The following is a 24,538-nucleotide window of genomic DNA, read 5'->3' on the forward strand; positions in this document are numbered from 1 at the left end:
ATCTACGGGGGATCATAGTATGGCGTGGATAATGCTTGCTCTGGGTCCGGTACTGTTGGTGTCCGGGGCCGACCTGTTGGTGCGGGGCGCACCGTCGTAGACATTCGGTAGCGGTCACGGTCTACCGCGGGCCCGAAATCACCGCGCAGGAGACGGGAATGCCCAAGCAAGCGCGAGAATTGAGCGCCATCGAACTGCACAGGCTGTCCGGGCATCTCTGACGCAGCGCCGTCTCCAGCTTGATTTCCCGCAGCGCAATATTGGCTTTGATCTGGGAAATCCAGGGAAGGCCGAACAGGAAGCCCTCCAGGAAGGCGTCGAAGCTTGCTCGACGCGTGTCCATTCGGCAGCCAGATAATGGCCATCTAAAAATGGCCATCTGTGTATGGTCACCACCCGTATTCATTCATCCCGCCGATGGAAAACGAGGCTTACGGTTTCAGATTGATGCTGGCCCCGTCAATGCGTCGAAGCCGGATACGACGTCGAAAAGTTCCGCGTCAATGCCGCTCTGGCGGATCCGGTGAAAACTTCCGTTGAGGTCTTCCAGCAGGGCGTCGATGTTCTTGTCAGCGCGTTGCATCGCCGCTAGACGGCTTGCATTTTCACTGGCCAGCGACTCAGCGCAGGCCCTGAACAGAGACACGAACAGATACTCGCGGATCAGCGCCCGCAGAGTCGCGGTATCGTCGCCCATCACCTCGGGCAGGTTCCCAGTCGGCCAGGGTAACTCGACAAGTTTCTGGCGCCAGGTTTCATCCAGGGGCAGCAATCGCTGCTGAACAGGTTCATAAATCGCACTGGAGGTGGGGCGGTTGTAGAAAAGATGAAGCTCACCGATTTCCCCCTGGCTTTGGTCAGCCTCGCTCTCGATGAGAATCCGCCCAACCAGTGGAGTGATGGCCTGAACGGAATTCGGCACGGCGTGGCGCCCGGCCAGCGCCAGGCCCGTATCCGCCAGGCGCGCATGCACGCGCTCGCCGACTGTCCACACCCGGTGTTTGCCGGGCAACTCGGCGAGGGCCTGCAACGCGAAATCAGCCACCACATCGTTAAAGCGTCCAACCAGACCCTGATCCGAGCCGAACACGACCGCGCCGACGGACCCTTCATCGGGATGTGCTGTGCTTTCCGTGATCGGCGCCGCCGCATTTTTCCGGAAACAGATGCTCAAGCCCAGTTCCACGCTGCGATAGTAGTGGCTCAGGGCGTGCACCGATTGTTCGTATTGGCCGATGTTCGAGGCGGCCAGGGCCTTCATCGTACGTACGACGGATTGCAGATCGCCGGCGCTGCCGATCTTGCGGCGCAGGCTGGCCGTGGTGTTGCTCATGACTGCTCGGCGGCGCCGTCCACAGCCTTGTCCAGACTCGCTGCCATCGTCTTGTCGATTTCAATGTTGCGGTCGGTGTTGATCTGGATTTGCATGGTTTGCTCCTTTGATTGCGTTGAATTGACGATTGGCTCAGATCTGGGGGGCAGCTTTGGACAGGAAGTCTTCGAGCGCGGCGCGGCCTATCTCGACGATATTTGCGCGGTCTTCGTCGCTGAGCTTGTCGGCACCATCGAAGCGCGCGCTTACCTCGTCCGGAATGTCCACCGCCGCTTCGCGCACAGCCTGCTCAGCGGCCGCAATCTGGTCGAGCGGCACCGGGTCGAATAATTTTGCGGTCAATACCAGCAGGACGGCAATCTGCTCAGGCACCGAGACAGGGGCGAATTCCGGCTGCTTGAGGCAGGCGCGGATGCGGCGTCCGTAGGTAATGCTCTGGCGGGTGTCGTCATCCAGTCGGGCGCCGTAGCGCGCAAAGTTCTCGAGTTCCTCGAACTGGGCGTAAGCCAGCTTGAGGTCGCCCGCCACCATGCGGTAGGCCGCCCGCTGGGCTTTGCCGCCGACGCGCGACACGGATTGGCCGACATCGACCGCGGGCAGCACACCAAGTTCGAACAGCGACGGCGAGAGGTAGATCTGGCCATCGGTGATGGAGATCAGATTGGTCGGAATGTAGGCGGACATGTTCTGCGCCTCGGTCTCGATGATGGGCAGGGCGGTGAGCGAGCCGCCGCCGCGTTCGTCACTGAGATGCGTCGACCGTTCCAGCAGACGTGAATGGATATAGAAAATGTCGCCGGGAAAAGCTTCGCGCCCCGGTGGTCGGCGCAACAGCAGGGACAACTCACGATAGGCGCGGGCGTGATGGGTCAGGTCGTCGTAAACGATGAGCACGTCGCGTCCTGCTTCCATGAAGTGCTCAGCGATGCTGGTCGCGGCGTAGGGCGCGATGTAGGTGAGGCCCGGTGGATCATTGCCTTCTGTTACCACCACCACCGTGTAGTCGAGTGCTCCCTTCTCGCGCAAGGTGGCTACCACCTTGGCCACGGCGGCCGAGCGCTGGCCGATGGCGCAATAGACGCAGAGGACATCCTTGCCGCGCTGGTTGAGGATGGCATCGATGGCAATGGCGGTCTTGCCGGTCTGCCGATCACCCAGAATCAATTCGCGCTGGCCGCGCCCGATCGGAATCAGCGCATCGACCACCTTGATGCCGGTCTGCAGCGGTACGCTGACCGGCGCGCGATCCATGATCGGTGCGGCGGTGCGTTCGATCGGCAGGCGCTTGTCCGATGCGACCCGTCCCTTGCCGTCGAGGGGTTGGCCGAGCGGGTCGATCACGCGTCCCAGCAAGCCGTCACCCACTGCCACGTCCATCACCCGGCCAGTGCGCTTGACCTCATCGCCGGCGTGCAACTGCCAGTATTCCCCGAGCAGCACGACGCCGACTTCGTCCGCGTCCACGTTGAACGCGATGCCGAATATCTCGCCGGGAAATTCCACCAGTTCGTCAAAACCCACGCCGGGCAGGCCGGAGATGCGGGCGATGCCGGTGGAAAGGCTGCTGATCGTGCCGACCTCGCGCAGGGCGAGTTCTGGCGTGAATGCCTCGCACGTCTTGCCGATGCCGGCAAACGCGCGGTCGAAAACGTGCTGCAGGGTGGCGGGCGGGACGCTCATGAGCTTTCCGGTTCGGCCCTGGCGGGTGCTTTCAGCAGTTCGCCGACCTGTTTTTCCAGCGTGGCCAGGTAATCCGCGATGCTCCAGGCCACCTTTTGTCCATTCGTGCTGAGTTCGATGCCGCTGACCAGGTCCGGCGCGGCCTCGAAGCGAACGTGGACTTCAGCCGAGAAGGTTTCGTTGAGCGCATTCTGTATCGCCGCACGCTGCGACTCGGGCAGTTCGAATGTGCTGCGCACAATGGCCGGTTCCGCCGCGTTCTGCAGGGCCGCGGCGAGGCCTTCCTTCGTCTGCGCGTCCATCTCCCGCAGGCGGCGCATGAACACCTCGCCCATGCGCGCTTCCAGACCGGTTTCGGCAAGATCGCCCAGCGTCTTGCGCGTAATGGAAAAAACCTCCTTGCGCGTCAGCCGCGTGATTTCGTCGTTCAACGCCTGTTGTTCTCGCTCCAAGTCGTCCTGTCGTTTGACGCGCATGTCGTCGGCCGCCTGTCGCGCTTCGTTCATCAGCCGCTGATGTTCGGCCTTGACTTCCTCTTTTGCCCGACTCAAGCGTTCAGCGTGCTGCCGGTCGAATTCCTCGTTCCTGTGGGCGAACGCATCGCGCTCTGATTTCGCCTCGATCTTTTTTGCTTCGGCATCCGCGAGTTTAGCCGCAATCCGGGCCTCCCGCGCGTCGATGGCATCGAGAATGGGCTGGTAGAGAAAGCGCTTCAGCAACCACACCAGGATGAGAAAGTTGAGCAACTGCGCGCCGACAGTGAACCAGTCGATGAGCATGGCTTATTTCCCGACGACCTGGGCAATGGCGCTATTCCAGAACGGGTTGGCGAAAATGAGGATCATTGAGACCACGAAACAGTAGATGGCCGTGGACTCGATCATCGCCAGTCCGACGAACAGGGTGCGGGTGATGGTGGCAGAGGCGTCGGGCTGCTGCGCCAGCGAGGTCAGCGCCGTCGCAACTGCGCGACCTTCGCCCAGCGCCGGGGCCATGGTGCCGAAAGCTGTGGTGATGCCGGCGGTGACAATCGAGGCCACCGCGATAAGGGTCAAGCTGTCCATTATTGTGTCCTTTGATTGGTAAGTGGATCGTTTCAAACATCGTGCGCAGGCACGGATTCTGTTTCAGGCCTGGGCTGGTGCGTCCGCGTGGCGGCCGCGATGTAAACCGCGGCTAGAATGCTGAAGATGTAGGCCTGCACCATGCCGGTGAGCAGGCCAAGCAGGGTCATGACAATGGGAAAAATGAAGGGCGTGATGACCAGCAGGATGGCGATGATCATCGAACCGCTCATCATGTTGCCGAACAGGCGAACCGCCAGCGCCAGTGTGCGGGAGACTTCGCTGATGAGGTTGAACGGCAGCATGATCACCGTCGGACTCACATAGGATTTGAGGTAGCCGCCCAGGCTCTGCTCGGCGATGCCGAATAGTGGCACTGCCACCAGGACGCACAGCGCCAGCGCCACCGTGGTCGACAGCGAAGCCGTGGGCGCCTGGAAGCCGGGGATGATGGTGCACAGGGCCGCCGCAGCGATGAACAGGAAGATCGTGCCGATAAAGGCGAGATATTTCCGTGGCTGGCTGAGGCCGACTTCCTCGATCTGTTTCTCAATGGCGGTGACGACGATTTCCAGCAGATTCTGCCAGCGGGAGCGCTGCAGATCTCTGGATAGTTTACGCGTGACGAGTTTTGAACCTACCGCCAGCACGAACATCAAGCCCCAGGTGAACACGATGGTGGCGTTGAGCTTCACAAAGTCGTATTGCCAGAAGATCATCTCGTCTGGGCTAAGGCGCATGTCGGACCTCCGCTGTTCGTGCGTTGGGGGCGGCGATCGGTGGCGGGGTGAGCCAGGTCACGATGCAACGCGCGACGGCAAATCCGAAGAGACATGCCAGCAGCCGCTGCCAATGACCGTCCGCAACAACATAGAATCCAGCGACGACTACACCTGTCCGCAACAGCAAGCTGCCCAGAAACCAAAGCAACGGCCGTTTGGAAGAAACGCCCTTGCGCACCGTCCACCAGAGGCCGCCGAAGAAAAATGCGCCCATGAGCAGGCCTGCCACCACCGCCGCCAGGCTCAGCATCAAAGCTTCACTCATCATTTGCCTCCTGTTCTTCTCGCATGGCCTGGTCTTCCCGGGCGATCCAGCGCCAGGCATTGAAACAGCCGATCGCCAGCCCGGCCACCAGCAGCGCCAGCGTCCAGGAGCGGCCACCCGGATAGTGCTGGTCCAGCCACAGCCCGAGCGCTGCACCGAGCAGCGTCGGGATCGCCACCGACCAGCCGATCAGTCCCATCATGCCGAGGCCGAACCAGATGCCCGCGGCAGTGTGCCGGCGCGCCCTCAACTTGCGCGTCGCCTTGGCACCGACCTGCCTGGCCAGATCCGGTTGGTTGCTTGAGGGATCCTTCGGCGCGTCATTCATGCCTAAAAGCCTCGAAGCGACGCAGAAATCCCAATTCCAATTTAGCCATGACCGCGCGCACATTTTGCTCTTGCTGGTTCCGGGTCAGGTACTCCTGCGCCACCGCATCGCGCAGTTGGCCGAGGTCGGCTCCGCCCAGCGCCCGACGCACGGACACCATCACGTCCGGGCCGGTCTTGACCAGCACGCCTTCATCCACGGCCAGAAAAACTTCCCCATCGGATTCGGATTCGTAGATCAGGATGCCCGGTACCAGCGCCGCCACGCAATCGAGACGGCGCGGCAGCAGGCCGAACGCGCCCTCGCGCGTCTCCGCGACGATGCGCGACACGCCGGTTTTCTCGGCGAAGACCTCGAAAGGCAAGAGCACCTTAAAGTTCATGTGTGTCTGCGGCATGCTCGTCCTTCGCCTCGGGTTTCGATTTTTGCTTCACCTCGCCGATCGCCCCGATCATGTAGAGTGCGCTCTCCGGGGTATCCTTGAATTCATCGCGCAGAATGCGCTCGCAGCCGTCGAGCGAGTCTTCCAGGCTGACCAGCTTGCCTGTGAGGCCGGTGAACTGCTCGGTGGTGAAGAAAGGCTGGGTGAGAAAACGCTCCAGACGGCGGGCGCGGGCGACCACCTTGCGATCATCCTGCGAAAGCTGCTCCAGGCCCAGCATGGCGATGATGTCCTTGAGTTCCGCATATTGCGCCAGGGTGCGTCGGATTTCCTGGGCCAAAGCGTAATGGCGGCTGCCGACAACGCCGGGCGTGGCCATCTTGGAACTGGATTGCAGCGGGTCGATGGCCGGATAGAAACCTTCGCTGGCGCGTTTGCGCGATAGCACGATGGAGGCGGAAAGATGCGAAAAAGTGTGCACCGCCGCCGGATCGGTAAAATCGTCCGCCGGCACATACACCGCCTGGATCGAGGTGATGGCGCCGCTATCGGTATTGGCGATGCGCTCTTCCAGTTGCGACAACTCGGTTCCCATGGTCGGCTGGTAGCCCAGGCGCGACGGCATCTGGCCCATCAGGCCGGACACTTCCATACCAGCCTGGATGAACCGAAAGATGTTGTCGATGAGCAGCAGCACATCGCGGCGCTCGTCGTCGCGAAAGTACTCGGCCATGGTCAGCGCGGCATGGCCGACCCGGAAGCGGGCCCCAGGCAGCTCGTTCATCTGGCCGAACACCATCACCATGTTGGGCAATACCCCGGCGGCCTTCATCTCGCGATAAAGCTCCTCGCCTTCGCGGCTGCGTTCGCCGATGCCGCAAAACAGGCTGACCCCTTCATGCTGGCCGACCATGTTGTGGATCATTTCGGTCAGCAGCACCGTTTTGCCGACGCCGGCCCCGCCGAACAGACCCGCCTTGCCGCCGCGTTCCAGCGGCACCAGCACGTCGATGGCCTTGATGCCGGTCTCGAAAACCTCCGACTTGGTCGACCGTCGCGCCAGCGGTGGTGGCGCCCGGTGCACCGAACGCCACTCGACATCGGTCAGGTCCGCTTCGCGGTCGATGACGTTGCCGAACACGTCGAACATGCGCGAGAGCGTGCCCTTGCCGACCGGCGCCTGCAGTGGCCCGCCGCTGTCTTCTACCGCCATGCCGCGCGCCAAGCCCTGGGTCGGCGTCAGTGCAATTCCGCGCACGTGACGTGCGTCCAGTTGCGCCAGTACTTCGATGACGATCTTCTTGTCCGGCCCCGTGCGCAGCACCGTGTAGATCGGCGGCAAAGCCGCGTCGAACCGCACATCCACGACACTGCCGCGCACCGAAATGACAGTGCCGAGCTTGGATAATTTGTTTTCGATTTCGTGGTTCGAATTCACCAGTCACCCCTGATTCTGCCTGTGCACAGGGCAGGCGCCTGTAGTATGACTCTGCTTCGGCCGGGGGGATACACCCAGCCCGGTCGGGACATAGGTGGGGTCCGACACCCACAGCTGGTTCGGTCTGTCGGCCTTGAGCTGCCGGTTGACCCGGTCCAGCGGGCAGGGAGCCGTTTGATCCGCCAGGGTAGTTCGAGCCACCTTGCCCCGGCGCGCCCCCTCTGCAACTGCAGACGAAGCATCAAGCGCCCAACCGTAAAGGGGCTCACTTTACAGGTTAGTCAATTTTGGGCGGCATTCAACGCCGGTGCTCACACTTAGCGTGTGTTATAGATTTGCGGAGCCTCTTCAGGCCATAGACGTTATATGGGGCTGTTCGAGGAATATCGAAAGAATGTGTGTGCAAGTTACTGAATTATATAGAAAAGAGGCGGGAGTGTCTGGCCTGCATATGGTTGTGACCCCCACGAGTGCAAAGTGCTGGACTCTACGCACGATGGTGGGCGAACGCCGCCGCGAGATTGGGCTGGGAGGCTTCCCCGAGGTGCCACTGGCGGAAGCCAGCAACAAGGTCCGGGAGCTTAAGGAACAGGTACGGCAGGGCATTGATCCGGTGGAGCGACGCAAGGCCCACTGCACCAAGCTGGCACAGGCTACCGCGCGGAGCCTCAGGTCTATGCGCGGAAATTGTGGCCGCGCACAGCTGGACGTTTTACCAAGTGTATTGTTTGTAGCCTCCCAGTTTCCAATAATCAGCGCAGGTCTTGACGTAACCTGATATCAATTTTGCTAGATAGCTATCAAGGCCTGATAGCTTCTCGATATCGAGTGTTTTGCAAAACTCGGATTCATAGATATCTTTCAGTTTCGCATGATGTGGAGTGCGATCGTCAACGCACATCTGACTGAACGCGTGGTCGAACATCATTTTGGCGAGCTTTGGATCGACTACGTTAAAGTAGTTGTCAGTTGCTTGTTTCAAAGGAAAATCCATTTCGTATTCGGTTCCTAGGTGTAAAGCTACCCAACTTGCATGCTCCCAAAACAATCGAATCGCAGCACAAAAAGTTTCTTTCATCTGGGTATACTGTGGCGCAGTCTCACCAAATCCACGATCTATAGCAGTGTCCCCGAATTGGTGTCGTAGAACTTCACTGAGCACGAACTTAGTATCAGGATTAAGCCAGTGCAGTGATACGAGTGAGCCACTTATTGGTGTGTGTTTTTTATAGATCTCAGTAACTGAATCAAACATGCTCTCGGGTATCTGTTTGCGCAATTCGGTTCTAAGTGGATCAACGTGCGCCTCAATGAATTTGTACCATTTACCTGTGTTGTCACTGTTGTAGGATTCTGTGACGTCAGAAGGAATGGCAGGAACAATGATGACGCTGTCTGACAGATGCGATGCTGCTTCATGCATGGCGCTTCACCCGTGGTAAAAAAAAATTACGGCAAGGTACCACACCATTGAGCAGTTCGCCCATTAGCTGCAGGACCATTAACTTAATTCCGCTCGGTGCATCCGGTTCACTTAGCCGGTTCTTTTTGGGTCAGGTAGCCTTTTTCGAGCAGTGGAGTCAGCTCATCGGCAGGTAGTGGCCTACTGACGTAATAGCCCTGTATGAAATCGCAGGACTGTGCTCGCAAAAATTCCAGTTGTTCCCTCGTTTCAACCCCTTCGGCAATAACTTTTTGCTTGAGATTGTGGGCCAAGGAGATGATGGTTTTTGCGATAACTACATCGTCGACATTGTCAGGCAGGTTCATTACAAAGGAACGGTCGACTTTGAGGTTGGCAATCGGCAGATTTTTTAAATACGAAAGACTCGAATAGCCAGTTCCGAAATCGTCGATCGAAAAGACGATGCCCAGGTTGCCGAGCTTGTGCATAATGGCAATCATTTCATCGATGTTCTCCATTAAATGACTCTCGGTGATTTCAAGCGCCAGGCGTGAGGGATCCATTCCTGTGCGATCAAGAACGCCTGTAATCATGTCAAAAAAGTCACTCTGCAGGAACTGCCGGGTGGAGACATTCACAGAAAGCCGAAGCTCGGGTGCAGTCACTTTCCATTTGCTCGCAACCTGGTGACAGGCCTCTTCCATCACCCATGCGCCGATGTCAACGATGAGAGAGGTCTCTTCGGCAATTGGAATGAACGAGAAAGGAGGTACCAGCCCGCGTTCGGGGCTGCTCCAGCGAATCAAAGTTTCTACACCGAGTATCTGACAGGTATACGCATCGATGATCGGCTGATAATGCAACACGAACTCATTTCGGTCCAATGCGCGTTGCAGATCATTTTCCAAGGTCAAACGTTCGTGCGCCTTGGAAGTCATTTCGGAGGAGTAGAACTGATAGTCGCTGCCATCATTCATTTTCGCTCGATTCATTGCTGCGTAGGCATTCTGCATAATTATGTCGGCTGCCGCCCCGTCGGAAGGGAACACCGAGACGCCAAGGCTCGCCTTTATAAAGAGCTCATTGCCGGCAATGGTAATGGGCTGGTCGAAGCAGTTTAATAGCATGCTGACGATTTGACTGGCGCTGACTTGGTGCTCCAGAGCGGGGCACAATAGACCAAATTCGTCACTGGCGAGTCGCGCGACTGTATCCTTGTCGCGGGTAACGCTGCTTAGTCGCTCCCCGATGGCCTTCAGGAGTGCGTCACCGGCGGCATGGCCGAGACTATCGTTAACATTTTTAAACCGGTCTAAATCAAGAACCAGAACCGCGCCAAAATCGTCGGATTGGCGCGCGTCTAGAACAGCCTGGTTGAGGCGATCGACGAACAATGTGCGATTGGGCAAACCGGTCACGCCGTCATAATAAGCCTGGTAGTTCAGGCGCCGATCCTTGTCCTGGAAATCGAGCGCAAAGCTGATGTCGCCGGCAATTTCCCTCAACAGATTCATCTCCTTTTCGTCGTCAAAGGCGTCGGGTTCCATCGAATATAGTGTGCAGACAGCCTCAAGTGACTCCCCACGAAACAGGGGAAGAATGGCGGTTGACTGGTATTCATCACGCCACGGAGTGGTGATTTTGTTTCGACCCGCGATGTTGTTGAGGATGAAGACCTCGCCTCTTTGCAGTTGTTGTTCGGCAGACAAGGGATGTTCTGCCGCTTTCACCGCTTCCTCGATTTCCTCATAACTTGGACCCGAGCCTGTTGCATGGGCGGAGGCCTTGACGCTGCCCTCCCCGTTACTGTCAACGGTGCCTATCCAGGCAAAGGCGAACGCCCCCGCGTCGATAGCTATGCGACAGACTTCATCGAAGAGCTCGCTCTGCGTACGGGTTCGTACGATGGCCAGGTTGATTCCGCTAAGTACGCTGTAAAGCCGGTTGAGGCGCTTTACCTGCAAGGTCCTTTCTTCAACGAGGCGCTCCAAGTTTTCGTGCAGCTCGGCGCGCTCCAGAGCGACAGCGAGTTGATTGCCCACACCCGAAAACAATTGCAGCTGAGCCTCGTCAAAACCATACTCGTCCGGCGAGAGAAAATTCACTACGCCCATCTTGCGACCACTGGCCAAGGTTAAGGGCACCGTCGCGTGACAGGTCGCTTCAGCCGTAAAGAGCAGTGCTCTCAGGCATTCGCAGTTGGAGATATTGACCGGGAAACTAATGTCGCCACTCATCAATCCAGCCAGGCAGTGGCAGCTGCCACTTCCAAATTGGTCGCCGATCTCAAATGAAAGGTTGCGCACTGCCTGAATACTAAAGAGATCCGTGTTTCCCTGTACCGGAAGAGTAATCCAGGCCCCGGCGACGTCGGGTAATTCCATCACGCGATCGATGACTCTATCCAGTACGTCCCGGGCGGTCACCGCCCTGTTGATGTCATCGGCAATTTGGTAAAGGCTGTCCAGCACTTCGTTGGATTTGGCCAGTTCGCGCTCGCGCCGGGACAGCTCCTGATTTAGGTCCACCGCCTGCTCATAGGTCGAAATTAGGAGGTCGAGTATCTGCTGGCGGTCGGAATTGATGAAGAAGCGCTTGCCACGAAGGTCGATTTCCAGACCCAGTTGCGTCTTCTGGTGCAGGCGCAATTCACGGTTCATTAGCAAATAGTCGATGCGCGTGATCAGATAGCGCTCATCGATGGGTTTGCGAATAAAGTTGTCAGCACCGCACTCGAGGCCGTGGAGCACGTCATTTGGGTCGGAAAGGGTTGTAACCAGGATCAGAGGGATGTGCTTGAGACCATCGTCTGCCTTGATAATGCTAGAGAGACGGTAGCCATCCATCTTGGGCATCACAACATCGCTGATTATAAGCCCAGGCTCTTGCTCCTGAATCATGACCAAGGCCTGCTCGCCATTTTGCGCGACACGCGTCTCATGGCCATGACTTTGCAGAGTGGCAGTGAGTTGTTCAGCTTGCGTGATGCTGTCTTCAACGACCAAAATCTGCGTTTTCTTCTGTTGATACCGCTCAGTCATGATTGAGCCCCTCGCGCTGAGCCACCGATCGCTTGGTAAGCGCCAAGGCGATTGCTTGTGGTGTGAGTATATGCGCAGCGGCGCCCAACTTGATGGCCTCCCCCGGCATGCCGTGGACAACGGAGCTTGCCTTGTCCTGAGCGAATGTCATGGCGCCCCTGTCTCTCAACAGTAGTAGTTCGGCGGCGCCATCGCGTCCCATTCCGGTGAGGAGGACCGCGGCGGCCTCGGGCCCATACAGCTGCGCCACTGAACGGAACAAGCTAGTGACCGACGGTTGTACACCGTGCTCCGGGGAGCCCGGCACCAGTGCAATTCTGTTGCCGCGAGCTGCCTCCATGTGAACGCCGTCCGGCGCCATGTAAACATGGCCGGGAGACATGCGTTCGTGGTGAGTGGCTATATGCACTGGCAACGCGGAGGAGGGTGCCAGCCAGTCGACGAATCCGCGTATGAAACCAGCCGCCATGTGCTGGACCACCATAACGGGGGCCGCAAAATCCTTGGGTAGGCCTGCGAGGATTGCCGCGAGGGCAAGTGGTCCACCCGTTGAGGCACCGATGGCGACCATGTTCAGTTGACCGGGTGAATGGGACACCGGGTTGTGGGGAGGGCGTACCTGCTCCAGGTGTTTTTTCGGCCAACGACGTACGACCCTGACCTCCGACATCACCCGTACGGTTTGCAGGAACTCCTTTGCCGCCGAGTTCTGGCCTGGCCCAGATTCTCTGGGGGGGCGCGGCATGACCGCCAGGGCGCCCGCAGCCACCGCATCGAAGGTGGAAGCGACTTCACCGGGACTGCCGCGAGCAGTGAGAATGATGATGGGCAAGGGGCAGAGCTGCATGATTTGTTGGGTCGCGTCCAGAGCATCCAGCATCGGCGGCTGGTGACACACGACCGCGATAGTGGGACGCAAACGGCGGATCAGTTCTACAGCTTCGTCGCAGGACTGCGCCGTGGACACCACTTGCATGTCATGGCGATTCAAGAACAGCTTGGCAATTGCCTCCTGCGGCCCCTGGGCGCAGTCAATGACCACGACTTTGATCACGAGCTTATCCTCATATTATGCGCTGGATGACTTCAAGCAGGTTGCTCTGATCGAAGCTGCTTTTCACGATATAGGCATTCGCACCTGCGTCCACTCCGCGCTCATGATCTTCGCGGGAATCGAGTGTGGTAACCAGAATCACCGGTATATGAGATAGCTCGTCGTTGGCGCGGAGCTTTGCCGTCAGGTCAAAACCATTCATACGCGGCATGTCCACGTCGGAAACCATTAGATCGAAGGAATGCCGTTTCAAGGTCGCGTAAGCATCTATGCCATCCACGGCGGTAACAACGTGGAAGCCAGCGGCCTCGAGTATATTCTTCATCAGGGCACGTGAAGTGATGGAATCTTCCACAACGAGAATCGATCGTTGGACGTGATCAGCCGCCACGGCTGAAGCCGGAGGTGTCGTTGACAATGGCTGGCGGCTGGCGGCTTCCAGCAGGTCCGGCACGTTGAGCACGGGAACTACCTCCCCGTTGCCCAGGATACTGGCGCCTGTCACGTTGGTCACCCGGCGCAGTTGGGGCCCAAGTGCCTTCACCAACACCTCCTGCTCGCCGATAACCGTATCGACTCGAAAAGCAACACGATGGATGCCTCGCCCGAGAACGATAACCAAAGCTGATTCGGTATCATTCCGGGGCTGGCGCGCTAACTTGAGAGTGTCGTGCAGCCAGACCAGCGCCAGCGCCTGGCCGTCAATGCCAATCGTATCGCTGTTGTTGATGCTGCAGTGGATGCTGTCCGAAGACACACGTAGTACGCGGTCAACGTTAGCTGAGGGAATGATGAACGTTTTGTCTGCTGCCTGTACCAGGGTGCCGCGAAACGTGGCCAGGCTAATGGGCACGAGGATGTCGAAACGGGTCCCGACCTTGACCGTCGATGACACGCCGATAGAGCCGCCCAACTGCTCGATTTTGTCTCGCACAATGGCCATACCCAAACCGCGACCGGACAGATCGGTAATGAGCGGGCTGGTGGAGAGACCGGATTTGAAAATCAGATCGAGGGCCTCAGCATCGCTGATGCTATCCGCTTCGTTCGCCGGGAGCGTGCCGGACTCGATGGCAACCGCCTTCAGGCGCTGAATGTCGATACCGGCACCATCATCGGTAATGGTGATGGCAATTTTACCGCTTTCTTTTTGCACCACCGAAATGCCGACAGCGCCCTGTGGAGGCTTGTGGCTTTGCCGCCTTTGCGCCGGTTTCTCAATGCCGTGGTCGATGCAGTTACGCATCAGATGAATCAGCGGATCCTTGATCTCGTCGAGTAGCCGGCGATCCACTTCGATATCGCTGCCTTGCACGCTGAGTTCCACGTCCTTGCCCTGTTCCCGCGCCAAAGCGCGAGCTTGCCGCCCAAATAGATCAAGCAAGGTGTTGCAGGGCAGCAACTGCATATCTCTTACACGCTGCTGGAGATCGTCAGTCATGGACCCCAAGCTGCGGCAGTCACTGTCGGTGGACCGGCTAATGGTCGCCAACTGGTCTTCCAGTGCGTCCACCTGAAGCTGTTCATCCGTGAAGTAGGCCAGCAGCTTGCGGAGTTGGTCGGATGCCTGCGACGAGGAGGACAGCTCCCGTTCCAGGGGGCGCAACAGGTTCTGCATCTCCTTTGAACGTTTACGCCAGATGATGAGTTCGCCGACGGTGCGTCGAACTTCGGCGGCTCGTTGCGCTGCCGCCAGTCTCGATCCGAGCATCTCTTCAGACAGACGCATCACCGCATCTAGCTTCTTGGTCGATACACGGACAGTTGCGGTAGCCGCTGACTGGGTGGAAGCCGGTGCGGCGTTAGCGTTGTCCGCTACTGCCTGGCTTACCCTGGTGCTGGAATTCGACGGTGTGACCGCGACTGACGTCCCACGGTCGCCACTTCGCGCCGTTTTACTTGTCGCAGGCGGCCCAGGGGAATCTGTTTCGCCGCGCTTGCCGCTACCGCGACCAGTGCGCATCAATGATCGGTCCAACTGGCGAACTAAAGCCACCACTTCCGGCTGCTTCTCCCGGGCCTCATCCACACCAACATTAGCCAAGTCTTCGATCAGACTGACGGCACGGTGCAGTAGGTCAACCAGTGACGTTGAAAGCGTTAACTGTCGACCTCTCACTGCCGCAAAGATGCTTTCCAGCGGCTGACAAATGGATTCAATCTGGGTGAATTCTACCGCCCGGGCGGCGCCTTTGAGACTATGTGCCTGCCGGAAAATCGCTTCCACGACTTCCTGCTGCTCTGGTCCACTCGCCGGCAGTTTTTCCACTGCCAGGAGTCCGCTCGACATAGCTCGGACATGTTCGTCAGCTTCAATACGAAACATTGCTAAAAGGCGCGCCAATAGCTCGTTGTTTTTGTCGGCCATGGTTTCGGTAGGTCCCGGTTATTTTTGTGGTCCGCTCATTCAGTCCGTGCCTGCGCCGCCAACCATCGATATGAGTTTACGCCCCAGATCGTGAAGGCCTTCTGCTGCGTCTTCTGCCTGCTTCGCCCCAGCTGCGTTCTGTGAGCTGGCTTGCTTGATGTTTTCCATGGCTATGGCCACTTGGTCCATACCCACCATTTGCTGATGGCTTGAGGCGGCAATTTGAGTAGCCGCGTCCGAGGCCTCGGTTACACTTTCCGCAAGCAGCCGAATCACTTCTCCTGCATCGGTGGACTGTTTTACACCGGCGTCTACGGCCTTTTTGCCCTGTTCGGTGGCAAGCACGGCGCTGCCTGTGGCTTTCTGGATATCAGCCAGTATGGAACGCACTTGACCGGTGGCTTGCTTGGACTGGTCTGCGAGGCTTTTCACTTCCTGGGCCACTACGGCGAAACCCTTCCCCTGCTCTCCGGCGCGGGTTGCTTCAATCGCAGCGTTTACTGCCAGCAGGTTCGATTGCTCGGCCAGGTTGCTTACCACCAGAATAATGTCTCCGATGGATTGACTCTGCTCGGACAATTGCACAATACTCTCGGCGATAGCTTCCATCTGCACCTGGATGTGGCGCATTCCCTCGATGGCGTCATCGACGGATTGCTGACCGGAATCGGAAGCTTCAGCAGCTTTCTGCGCACTGTCCAGCACCTGCCGGGCCTTTTCGCTGGCCAGTTGGGCGGTTTGCTTGACTTCTTCAACTGTGGTCGTAGTTTCGCTGACGGCCGTGTTGGTTTCAGTGGCGCCCGCTGCCAGTTGTGTGGTCGTGGCGAGTATCTCCGCCGCCGATGATGACAGCAACCCAGAGCTTTCCTGCAACTGTCGAGTGATCCCCCGTCCGAGCAACACTGCAATGGCCAGCCCGGCGACAATAGCCACCCCAGACACAATGATCATGATCAGCGTCAGCAGGCTGGCTTCGCCCGCAAGATCAGCACGTGCGGATTCCACCCTTGCGGCTTGGTCCTTGCGAAACTGGTCCACGACTTCCACCAGGCGGTCGCTCGCGGGGGACACTTCCGCCGCAAGTTTGGTGTTGGCCGTTAACCTGCCTTCTCTTACCAGGCTTAGCCCCCGATCCTGTGTGGCCTCGAACTCCGCGTGCAACGCTTTGATCTTGTCGAGCAGGCCACGGCCCACACCTGAAACTATCAATGGCTCGATGTTGTCCTGGGCGGTGCTGTATATTCGGCGGGCCTCCATTAAACGTTCAATGTAGCCAGCCCGATCACTTTCGTAGATCACGGCACCGCGGTAATCACTGACCTGCTCCCGCGCGGACCGGGCCATGGTGTTCGCCATGTCCACGATTTTGGCATTTCTATCCACCAGCTCATCGTAAGTTAGTTGGGTGCGCTGTAACGCGGAAATCGCAACCATGGTGACGACGACCAGCAGTGCAAGGACGAAACCGTAGCCCCACAACAATTTTTTGCTGATAGTCATAGCCCTTCCCCTCAAACTGTGTTTATTTACGATAGTTTATTTCGTAGTTCATATTTTTAGCCCAGCTTCGTGTCCGGACTACAAAGCACTTCTGTTTACTTCACGATGATGCTTTCAGCGTTAAGTAGCACCTGGCCATCCAGAATTGCCAAGCCGGATGTGGTAATACCTCGAAAATAACTACCATCAATTCTGGTGGATCCCTGTCTTGATGCATCCAGCTCTGACATCGGCAGACGCCGAACGCCTTCGAATTCATCGGCCAGAACGCCGAACACCATGCTGTGGAGTTCCATTACGATGACCTTGTTGAGATGAGTTATACTTTTTTCCGGTAGACCCAAAACATGCTTGATATCCACCACCGAAACAATTTCGCCGCGAATATTCACCACACCCATGACAAAAGGTGGAACGCCTGGCAGGGTAGTCAGGTTGTCCAGTTGATAGACTTCGCGCACATAGCAGGTCTCCACAGCGTAACGCTCATGGCCAAGCTGGAACTCAAGAATCTCCAGGGATTCGTCTGATTCACTGACCGTCGACTCCTGCGCAAGGACCTGGGCCCGCGCTTTCAGTATGCGATTTACTTCGGAGACCGGAACCTTGGTCTCGTGATCGATGTAAGCCAAGGCCGCATCGAGCCTTCGCCGTATCGACTGCCAGTCAAATTGAGAGCCGTGGGAACCCTTCATCCATATTCCGCCGTATGTCGATCTTGATTCAGGCTTGCAGCCAAGGTGGCTGCTATATCGTCGAGCCGACCGACAGTGAGGCTATCGGATTCGGCTAATGTTTCATCTGCCTCGTAGTCCTGCAGTAATCGTCGGACAGTTTCCAAATATCGTGCAGCATCTTTGCGGCGGCCTTCCACCAGCCGTAGGTTGGCCAGCGCGAAGTGGGCCAGAACAAATCGATGGTCAAGGTAAAGCGTCCGCTGCAGTGCCTGAACCGCCGCATCTATTCGGCCCCGCTCCTGATCAATTGTTGCCAGCAAGTAATAAAACGCCGGGTTAAGTTTTTCCGCGGCGATGGCTTGCTCACATAGCTGTGCGGCATTATCCAGATTGCCTTTGTCGGCCGCCGCGCGGGCCAGGCGCGCCAATTCGACGGCGCTCTCGCTGTTCCCGCCGATTCGTGTCGGCGTAATCCTGGCTTTGCTCGCTCTAGACCACGATACAGCGCTACTCTTTTGCTCGGGCCTTGCCGCTGGTCTTATTCGTGGCACGTTAACTGCTGCCGTTTTCATGTTCTTTATTTGCGTTGCCGCCTGCGGTGCTTGCTTCAGTGATAGAAGAGCTGGTTTCTTGGGGGCCACTGCTTCGCGCGGCTGGTAAAAGCTTGTGCCGACGTAATGCACCAGGGAATAATCCGGAAACAAGGTGGAAGAGGTTTCTGCCGGGCTCACCAATAAAAGGCCATTTTCCTGGAGGGCGGCCCGAAACCGGCTCACCACACGGCGAGCTTCTTCGGTCGAAAAGTACATCAATACATTGCGGCAGACTATGACATCCAGCCGGTCGGTATCGGATTGAGCAGACGGATACGTACCCTCCGCGAGATTCAAGTATGCGAACTGGACTCGCTGGCGAATCTTTGGGATTAATTCGTAGGTATTGTTTCGCCCTTTGGTAAAATAGAGATCCTTCACCCATTCCGGCGTTCCACGGAACGACCATTCGCCATAAACGGCTCGCTCTGCCTTCTGCAGAAAGAGCGGGTTGATATCCGTCGCTACTATGCTGATTTCCCAGTTTTCTTGCTGCGGCAGTAAGCGGTCGAGCAGAATGGCTATCGAGTAGGCCTCTTCACCGGTACAGCAACCAGCACTCCAAATACGCAGCTGACGTTGGTCCAACTCGCGACGTTGCAGAAGTTCCGGCAGCACATGGGCAGCCAGGGCATCAAAACTGGCTTTGTGGCGGAAGAAGTAGGTTTCTCCGACGGTAAAGTGCCGGGCCAAGGTTCCCATGTTTGCTGGTGACGGCGGGGAATCCAATAACAGCTGGATATAGGTGAGAGCGTCGGCCGCGCCGGCGTCCTTCGCTGCTGCTGCAATTCTTAGCTCGAAGTCCTGCCACCCACTTCCGGCAAAGTTCAGACCTATTTTCTTTGTGAGTAGGTCTTTCAGACACATCTGCAGGTATTCAGGAAGCATTTCGCTCTTCAGCATCCGTTGCACTGCGCAGGGTGGCCACGGCGCTGTCCAGTGAGTTGGCTTCCCCTGCGGAAAGGAAGAGTTCTAAATCGTGAATGAAGACGATGTCTCCTCGACCTTTCGCTATCCCGTTGATTGCTTCTAGGCCAGACACTACCGTGGACGAATCAGTAATGTCAGACTCGGGGTATTCAAAGACGCCTTCAACAACATCGGCAACGAAAGCCAAAGAACGCAGAGCCGTGCGGGCAATCACCAATCTGTCGTTAAGAGCGATTTCTCGATGGGGCAAGCCGAAGCGGCTGCGGAAGTTGACTACGGGGATGATGGTGCCGTGTACGTTGATCACGCCCAGGGCGATCTTTGGGGCCTGATGGAGCGGAGTAATTTCAACGGGCTGTACAACCCTGTCGACGGCGGACGCCCGAAGCCCAATACGTGCGGAATCCAAGCGAACTATTACATAATCGTCGGTCGACATATTAGTTTCTAATCATGCTCGAATGTTATTAAAGTGCCACTCGGTGGCATGTGATGCTATCATTGGAAAAAGAGATTCTCAAATACATTTGTATCATTTTCCAGTCTATTTACAGTGTAATAAGCTGTAAGAGGGCCTGCAGCTCGTACTTGGCTGGAGATGGCACAGCCAATAGTGTCTTTCAGGTACATAATAAGAAGTGCGGGGCCACCGACAAAAGTGGCGACTTCGCCTTCGAGAACCCCCTAGTCCCAGCGTCTGGTCTCATTTAGGTGGCGAGAAGCGTTTCCTGCGAAAAGGGTGATCAGCCGATAGTCATACTTCTAGTGAGAAGCTACAATACGGACTAAAGTGGCGGCCCGAGATTGGTATGTTTTCCTGCAAACCGCAGAAAACCCGTAGAATGGGCGAGATACTGTTGTTATTTGCTGGTGGTTGGTGACAACAGGTTTCCCATCAGTAAGCTGTGCCGCGAATGACATTCGCACGCGGCTGCTTTTAAGAACAAGGACAACTACGCAGTCCCTGTAGGGACTGCCGACTCGGATAGACCTAAATCATATCTAAAAACAGTCTCGCAAGTGCTCAATCAGGTCGTTAAACAAAAGGACGTTGTATCTATTATGGCCGAGACTCACTCGCGAAGAGATATCAAGAAAGCGCACACCCAGCAAAAAATAGAGGATGCGGCGATCAATGCGTTCCTAGACCGAGGTTTCCACGGCGTGACTCTGGAGGAAATCGCCGAATCGGCGGGAATACACAAGCGCACGCTCCTCCGTTACTTTCCCTCTAAGGCTGATCTGATGCTTTGGCGATACGAACTCGGTCTGCGAGAATTCATGGTGCTATTGGAAACGCGAGAACCAGGCGTGCCAGCGGTGAAAGTCTGGGAAAGGCATGTTGCTGAACAGGCGGGGAAGCTAACCTCACCTGACCAGAACAAAATAAGAGGCATGATCTACAGCGAAGAGGTGCTTGAGGCTGGCATGCTGAGGATTCAATCAAAATACCAATTGGCCCTTACGCGTGCAATATTGGACGAGGGAGGCGCCGCCTCGGGGAACATCGTGCGGGCCCACGTAGTTGCTGCTGCTCTAATTGGCGCTAATTTTTCGATTGACCGGTCAACGATACTCGGCAGGGAACCCGTAGGTGTTGAGAAGCGGCTCTTAAATGTAGTTGCCTTTGTACAGAAAACGTTCTTTGGTCCAGATGACTGAGAGCCGGAGTGTCCGCCAGCAAAGCCCCGGACAGAGAATAAAAGTTTCTCGGCTAGGGATTATTATTTCATTTGGAAACCTATTCAACGGCGAGAGGTAGGCTTTGAGCGGTTAAAGTTAACGCCTTTAGCGGCGACAATCTGACCAAGTCCCGTTTTATCTGCGTCTGTCAGACTTTTCGTTTCCGGCGTTCGATGAGTTGTTCGCTGAATGCCTTCAGTAATGCCCTTCGTAGCCGTTTTCCGGCTTTGATCTTGGCTCAATAGCCAGGTGGGGTTTGGGAACCCGAAGCTTTTTGGTATGCGTCCGGTGATTACACCTTGATCCCAGGTGCCCAGTTATGCGGCAGCAGATCATCGAGGTCTGACTGCCGCGCGCTCGGCAAGCGCGCCAGGACGTCACGCAGGTAAGCCTGCGGGTCCAGACCGTTGATCTTCGCCGACTGGATCAGGGTCATTACATTGGCACCACGCTGGCCACTGCGTAGGGGGCCCGCGAACAGCAAATTACTTCGTTTATGTAGAGCTCAGCATAACCGGAAAAACTGGATGTTCAGTGACTCGGTGGCAGGGGTGAACGCCAGCGCCAACCTATACTCGCTGATCGAGACGGCGAAAGCCAACGGGCTGGAGCCTTACGCCTACCTGCGCCAGGTCTACGAGCAGCTGCCCCGGGCCGACTCCATGGAGGCCATTGAGGCGCTGCTGCCCTGGCGAATCGACAGGACTTGATAGCATCATGAGCGAGGTATTCCCGTCCCTACCCAACATCGAGTTCCTCATCGACGACAACGGTGAAATCAGCATTGGCGCTGTGGCCTCAATACCCTGCTCCGCGGTTGCTACAGATGAAGCTCGCTGCCTTGCCATGCTTGTACGCCGAGAAGATGAAACGCTTCGGCAGCTACTGATACGGCTCGATCGCGCCATCGAAATCGCACTTGAGGACCAAGACCCGGTCGACGAAATCAACAATGGGTATGACGACCGTCTCTGACGGCTCCGCATTATTGATCGGCGACCACCCCGTAGTTTGCTGATCGCTTACGTTAGATAATCTACCTGAAGCAGCAAGGATACGGCGACAAACTGTTGAGCACCCATTTGGAACGCTAAAAGGGTGGATGGGGGCGACGCATTTTTTGACTAAAACGCTACCGAGAGTGAGTACGGAAATGAGCTTGCATGTATTGGCCTACAATATGAAGCGTATGTTGAGCATTTTCGGAACGCAGCGATTGGTGCAGGCGATCCANGGTGGATGGGGGCGACGCATTTTTTGACTAAAACGCTACCGAGAGTGAGTACGGAAATGAGCTTGCATGTATTGGCCTACAATATGAAGCGTATGTTGAGCATTTTCGGAACGCAGCGATTGGTGCAGGCGATCCAGGCCTAAAAGCCTGCCCCATTTGCTTTTGAGAAAATATCTGGGCCCGTTGGCTAGAATTTGAAATCGGTAATGAACCAACATTTTGGTGAGTTTTCACACAGGCTGGACCCATAGCAGACACGGGAAGCGACCCAGAAGCCCTAGGAAAACATGGAAAGGGGACATTTAATGAAATCTTTCTTCACTATCCTACTAATCGCTACTATCAGCCAAGGCCGTTAGGCAAAAGGCCAAGTCTGACTCCGGACATCCGCAACAGGCGCCGTTCCGGCGAGCGGTGCCGTTCTCTGTCATGGACGCTCAATTCGGACTCTGGTTATGGGGTCGACTTATCGGTTGAGGACATAGCCCGGACTCACGACGTGAAGCCGAACGCTCATGGAGTGTGGCCCTCCGGAAAAGGTGGCAAACTTTTGACTTTGTGCCATTGTTGGAGTATCCATACCCAACACGAGTGAATTTATTTTTGCGTGTACATAAGTGCGCGGCGCAGGGAAAGCGATAAATGCTCAGACCACTTTACCTCACCGCAAAACTGTTCACGCACCAGCGGTCGTGGGCGTGCCATGCCCTTTATCTCGCGACGATTGCCGCCCTGCTTGCCGTAAGCGTGGTATTGGTCTTCTACACCAGTGGGGCGCACAGTCCCTCCTCCTATGCCGTGGTGCTGCCCGTTTTACTGGGTGCGGCGTGGTTCGGTGTTCCAGGCGGTTTTCTGACCGCGCTGCTGGGTGCGCTTCTCCTCGGTCTTTACGTACCCCTGGACACGGTCAGCGTGGAGCAGCAGGGGCCGGGGCATTGGATGCCGCGTCTGGTGATTTTCGTTTTCATCGGCGTCATTACGGGGGCGCTGCATGACCGGTTGCGGCGACAGGCGCAGGCGGTGATCCACGCCGAACGTGTCGACCCGATGACGGGGTTGCCCAACCTGTTCGCGCTCAGGGCGGAACTCGACTCGTTACTCGGCCATCGATCCGTGGACGAAAGCCGAATGGCGCTGATGCTGTTGAGGGCCACGGACCTCGCCGAGATCATCGACGTCATTGGCCTTGGCGCCGACGACAAGATCATGCATGAAGTGGCGCAGCAACTTCTCCGCGTCTGTCCCGAAGTCACGGGGGCCTATCGTTTCGGCGGTTCGGAGCTGGCTTTTGTGATCAGGGCCAGGGACGCCCAAACGCTGCAACGGGTCGCGCCTACCCTGCACCATGCGGCCGCCGCCACGTCCGAGGTCGATGGCATGCCCATAAGGATCGAGCCGGCTATCGGTATCGGTCACGTCGACATCGACGGTGAGCCCTGGGCGGATGAGCTCATACGCCGCGCACGCGTGGCGTTGCGCTATGCCACGGCGATGGAACGGGAGTGGGTTGCCTACGAGCCCATGATCGAAACGAATCAGATGGGCACCATGGAGCTGATCGCGGGAGTCGAACAGGCGCTCCAGGCCGGTGAGTTCGAGCTCCATTACCAGCCCAAGATGCGCCTGGGCGACGGACAGCCGGCCGGTGCGGAGGCCCTGGCGCGCTGGCGTCAGCCTTCCGGGGAGATCGTGCTGCCCCTTGCGTATATGGCCAAACTGGAACAGACCAGCCTGATCGACGAATTCAGCCGTTTCGTGATCCGCACGGCCATCGACTATGCTGGCTCCGGGCTGCTGATCCCGGTGAGCATCAATCTGGCCGCCCGCAACGTTGGCGATGAGGGCTTGATCGACACACTGATCGACAGTTTGCAGGCCTCCGGCACGCCGGCGGCGCACTTCGAGGTTGAGGTGACGGAATCGGCGCTGATGCGGGATCCGGAAACCACCGCCAGAATACTGGGCAGGCTGCGCGAGGCGGGTATCGGCGTGTGTATCGACGACTTCGGTACCGGTTTCGCCTCGTTTGGCTATCTGCGTCGTCTGCCGGCCACGAATGTAAAAATCGACCGCGAATTCATCTCCCCCCTTGAAACAGACGCCAAGGCGCGTCGTCTGATGCAGTCGATAGTGGATATCGGACACGCGCTCGGCATGACGGTGACGGCGGAAGGTGTCGAGACGGAGGGGCAGGCACGGATACTTGCGGATCTTGGATGCGACTACGGTCAGGGTTTTCTCTGGAGCGCAGCGCAGCCCGCGGACGATCTACAGGCATGGTTGGATGCGAACGGCTTCGCGGTAGGGCATCGAAGCTAGAGCAGCACTCGCACGGGCCGGCATAACATGGCGCCGACGCTGAGAGTGCGGCGTGAATCCGGATTCTATTATCAATACTCGTGAACATGCTCACTGAGATCGACATCCAAGAGTCTAGCTATTAGCTGGACCACGCGCCTTCAGCACCGGGCACGACCCGCGGCTTCGCATCGTAGACGCTAATAAGTTTAGACTGTTGGAATCATTGTTTTCTGCGCTCAAAATCTGTCGCGGCTACATGCGCAAAAACTACTAACTTGAGTCCGCTCCTGGCCGTGAGTGGCTAAGTCCGCTATCGCCTCGAGGCGGGTTGGTGATATAGAATCCGGCGAGGGTGCTTACGACCCAAAGCCGCCGGTTGGCAATGGGCCGTTCGAGCACCGGAGTAGGGGGGGTTCTACCCCACTTCCACGGACACTTCAAAGAAGCCCATAATGGGCAAAAGGAGTGTTTATGTCGAAG

The 24,538-nt window shown here is 57.2% G+C and carries 22 protein-coding genes and 4 pseudogenes; 6 read left to right on the plus strand and 20 right to left on the minus strand.

From position 1 onward, the window contains the following. Positions 1–121: 121 nt before the first annotated feature. From Q6D67_RS17810 to Q6D67_RS21865, 11 genes and pseudogenes are all read right to left on the minus strand, one after another. On the minus strand, positions 122–343 hold the full coding sequence (locus Q6D67_RS17810) for a hypothetical protein (RefSeq protein ID WP_304707024.1): 222 nt from the start codon (positions 341–343) through the stop codon (positions 122–124). Between the two features lie 96 nt (positions 344–439). Then, positions 440–1,333, minus strand: a complete 894-nt coding sequence (locus Q6D67_RS17815; RefSeq protein WP_304707025.1) for a F0F1 ATP synthase subunit gamma — start codon at positions 1,331–1,333, stop codon at positions 440–442. A 132-nt stretch (positions 1,334–1,465) separates the two neighbouring features. Further along, complete coding sequence (locus Q6D67_RS17820; protein ID WP_304707026.1) at positions 1,466–3,013, minus strand: alternate F1F0 ATPase, F1 subunit alpha; 1,548 nt, start codon at positions 3,011–3,013, stop codon at positions 1,466–1,468. Next, the gene (locus Q6D67_RS17825; protein WP_304707027.1) at positions 3,010–3,792 is read right to left on the minus strand and encodes a F0F1 ATP synthase subunit delta; all 783 of its coding nucleotides are present in this window, start codon (positions 3,790–3,792) and stop codon (positions 3,010–3,012) included. The genes Q6D67_RS17820 and Q6D67_RS17825 overlap by 4 nt, the downstream gene beginning before the upstream one ends. Before the next feature lie 3 nt (positions 3,793–3,795). After that, positions 3,796–4,077 carry a F0F1 ATP synthase subunit C gene (locus tag Q6D67_RS17830; RefSeq protein ID WP_304707028.1) on the minus strand — a complete coding sequence of 94 codons (282 nt, stop codon included), beginning with the start codon at positions 4,075–4,077 and terminating at the stop codon, positions 3,796–3,798. A gap of 32 nt (positions 4,078–4,109) precedes the next feature. Continuing rightward, positions 4,110–4,817, minus strand: a complete 708-nt coding sequence (locus tag Q6D67_RS17835) for a F0F1 ATP synthase subunit A (RefSeq protein WP_304707029.1) — start codon at positions 4,815–4,817, stop codon at positions 4,110–4,112. Next, positions 4,807–5,127 (minus strand): ATP synthase subunit I, encoded by a 321-nt coding sequence (locus tag Q6D67_RS17840; protein WP_304707030.1) that lies wholly within the window; start codon positions 5,125–5,127, stop codon positions 4,807–4,809. The genes Q6D67_RS17835 and Q6D67_RS17840 overlap by 11 nt, the downstream gene beginning before the upstream one ends. Next, positions 5,117–5,452 (minus strand): AtpZ/AtpI family protein, encoded by a 336-nt coding sequence (locus tag Q6D67_RS17845; RefSeq protein ID WP_304707031.1) that lies wholly within the window; start codon positions 5,450–5,452, stop codon positions 5,117–5,119. Before Q6D67_RS17845 ends, Q6D67_RS17840 begins: the two co-directional genes overlap by 11 nt. After that, positions 5,445–5,834 carry a F0F1 ATP synthase subunit epsilon gene (locus Q6D67_RS17850; RefSeq protein ID WP_304707032.1) on the minus strand — a complete coding sequence of 130 codons (390 nt, stop codon included), beginning with the start codon at positions 5,832–5,834 and terminating at the stop codon, positions 5,445–5,447. The genes Q6D67_RS17845 and Q6D67_RS17850 overlap by 8 nt, the downstream gene beginning before the upstream one ends. Next, on the minus strand, positions 5,824–7,254 hold the full coding sequence (gene atpD / locus Q6D67_RS17855) for a F0F1 ATP synthase subunit beta (RefSeq protein WP_304707044.1): 1,431 nt from the start codon (positions 7,252–7,254) through the stop codon (positions 5,824–5,826). Before atpD ends, Q6D67_RS17850 begins: the two co-directional genes overlap by 11 nt. A 90-nt stretch (positions 7,255–7,344) precedes the next feature. Continuing rightward, a pseudogene (locus tag Q6D67_RS21865) lies at positions 7,345–7,544 on the minus strand (IS3 family transposase); the annotation flags it as partial. A gap of 122 nt (positions 7,545–7,666) precedes the next feature. Between Q6D67_RS21865 and Q6D67_RS21870 the strand changes: the two are divergent. After that, positions 7,667–8,050: an Arm DNA-binding domain-containing protein gene (locus tag Q6D67_RS21870; protein WP_370551986.1), complete on the plus strand. Its 384-nt coding sequence runs from the start codon at positions 7,667–7,669 to the stop codon at positions 8,048–8,050. Here Q6D67_RS21870 and Q6D67_RS17865 read toward each other — a convergent pair. From Q6D67_RS17865 to Q6D67_RS17900, 8 genes are all read right to left on the minus strand, one after another. Then, positions 7,985–8,695: a hypothetical protein gene (locus Q6D67_RS17865; protein ID WP_304707033.1), complete on the minus strand. Its 711-nt coding sequence runs from the start codon at positions 8,693–8,695 to the stop codon at positions 7,985–7,987. The two genes, Q6D67_RS21870 and Q6D67_RS17865, sit on opposite strands and share 66 nt — an antisense overlap. Before the next feature lie 107 nt (positions 8,696–8,802). After that, on the minus strand, positions 8,803–11,718 hold the full coding sequence (locus Q6D67_RS17870; RefSeq protein WP_304707034.1) for an EAL domain-containing protein: 2,916 nt from the start codon (positions 11,716–11,718) through the stop codon (positions 8,803–8,805). Then, entirely contained in the window at positions 11,711–12,772 is a 1,062-nt protein-coding gene (locus Q6D67_RS17875) for a chemotaxis protein CheB (protein WP_304707035.1), read from the minus strand. Before Q6D67_RS17875 ends, Q6D67_RS17870 begins: the two co-directional genes overlap by 8 nt. A gap of 10 nt (positions 12,773–12,782) precedes the next feature. Beyond that, entirely contained in the window at positions 12,783–15,140 is a 2,358-nt protein-coding gene (locus Q6D67_RS17880) for a hybrid sensor histidine kinase/response regulator (protein ID WP_304707036.1), read from the minus strand. 39 nt (positions 15,141–15,179) lie between these two features. Continuing rightward, complete coding sequence (locus tag Q6D67_RS17885) at positions 15,180–16,640, minus strand: methyl-accepting chemotaxis protein (protein WP_304707037.1); 1,461 nt, start codon at positions 16,638–16,640, stop codon at positions 15,180–15,182. Positions 16,641–16,735: 95 nt separating this feature from the next. Continuing rightward, on the minus strand, positions 16,736–17,335 hold the full coding sequence (locus Q6D67_RS17890) for a chemotaxis protein CheW (protein ID WP_304707038.1): 600 nt from the start codon (positions 17,333–17,335) through the stop codon (positions 16,736–16,738). Next, positions 17,332–18,813, minus strand: a complete 1,482-nt coding sequence (locus tag Q6D67_RS17895; protein WP_304707039.1) for a CheR family methyltransferase — start codon at positions 18,811–18,813, stop codon at positions 17,332–17,334. Before Q6D67_RS17895 ends, Q6D67_RS17890 begins: the two co-directional genes overlap by 4 nt. Beyond that, complete coding sequence (locus tag Q6D67_RS17900) at positions 18,788–19,279, minus strand: chemotaxis protein CheW (RefSeq protein WP_304707040.1); 492 nt, start codon at positions 19,277–19,279, stop codon at positions 18,788–18,790. The genes Q6D67_RS17895 and Q6D67_RS17900 overlap by 26 nt, the downstream gene beginning before the upstream one ends. A gap of 623 nt (positions 19,280–19,902) precedes the next feature. Between Q6D67_RS17900 and Q6D67_RS17905 the strand changes: the two genes are divergently transcribed. After that, entirely contained in the window at positions 19,903–20,502 is a 600-nt protein-coding gene (locus tag Q6D67_RS17905; protein ID WP_304707041.1) for a TetR family transcriptional regulator, read from the plus strand. Between the two features lie 313 nt (positions 20,503–20,815). Here Q6D67_RS17905 and Q6D67_RS17910 read toward each other — a convergent pair. Continuing rightward, positions 20,816–21,016: pseudogene (locus tag Q6D67_RS17910) on the minus strand (transposase domain-containing protein); the annotation flags it as partial. 22 nt (positions 21,017–21,038) lie between these two features. Here Q6D67_RS17910 and Q6D67_RS17915 point away from each other — a divergent pair. The 4 genes and pseudogenes from Q6D67_RS17915 to Q6D67_RS17930 form a co-directional block, all read left to right on the plus strand. Beyond that, positions 21,039–21,233, plus strand: a pseudogene (locus Q6D67_RS17915) (transposase domain-containing protein); the annotation flags it as partial. 7 nt (positions 21,234–21,240) lie between these two features. Beyond that, positions 21,241–21,498 (plus strand): hypothetical protein, encoded by a 258-nt coding sequence (locus Q6D67_RS17920; protein ID WP_304707042.1) that lies wholly within the window; start codon positions 21,241–21,243, stop codon positions 21,496–21,498. A 52-nt stretch (positions 21,499–21,550) separates the two neighbouring features. Continuing rightward, positions 21,551–21,784 (plus strand): annotated as a pseudogene (locus Q6D67_RS17925) (transposase); the annotation flags it as partial. 615 nt (positions 21,785–22,399) lie between these two features. Beyond that, the gene (locus Q6D67_RS17930; RefSeq protein ID WP_304707043.1) at positions 22,400–24,076 is read left to right on the plus strand and encodes a bifunctional diguanylate cyclase/phosphodiesterase; all 1,677 of its coding nucleotides are present in this window, start codon (positions 22,400–22,402) and stop codon (positions 24,074–24,076) included. Positions 24,077–24,538 lie beyond the last annotated feature (462 nt).

Source organism: Haliea sp. E1-2-M8 (assembly GCF_030649675.1).
Taxonomy (GTDB): Bacteria; Pseudomonadota; Gammaproteobacteria; order Pseudomonadales; family Halieaceae; genus Haliea.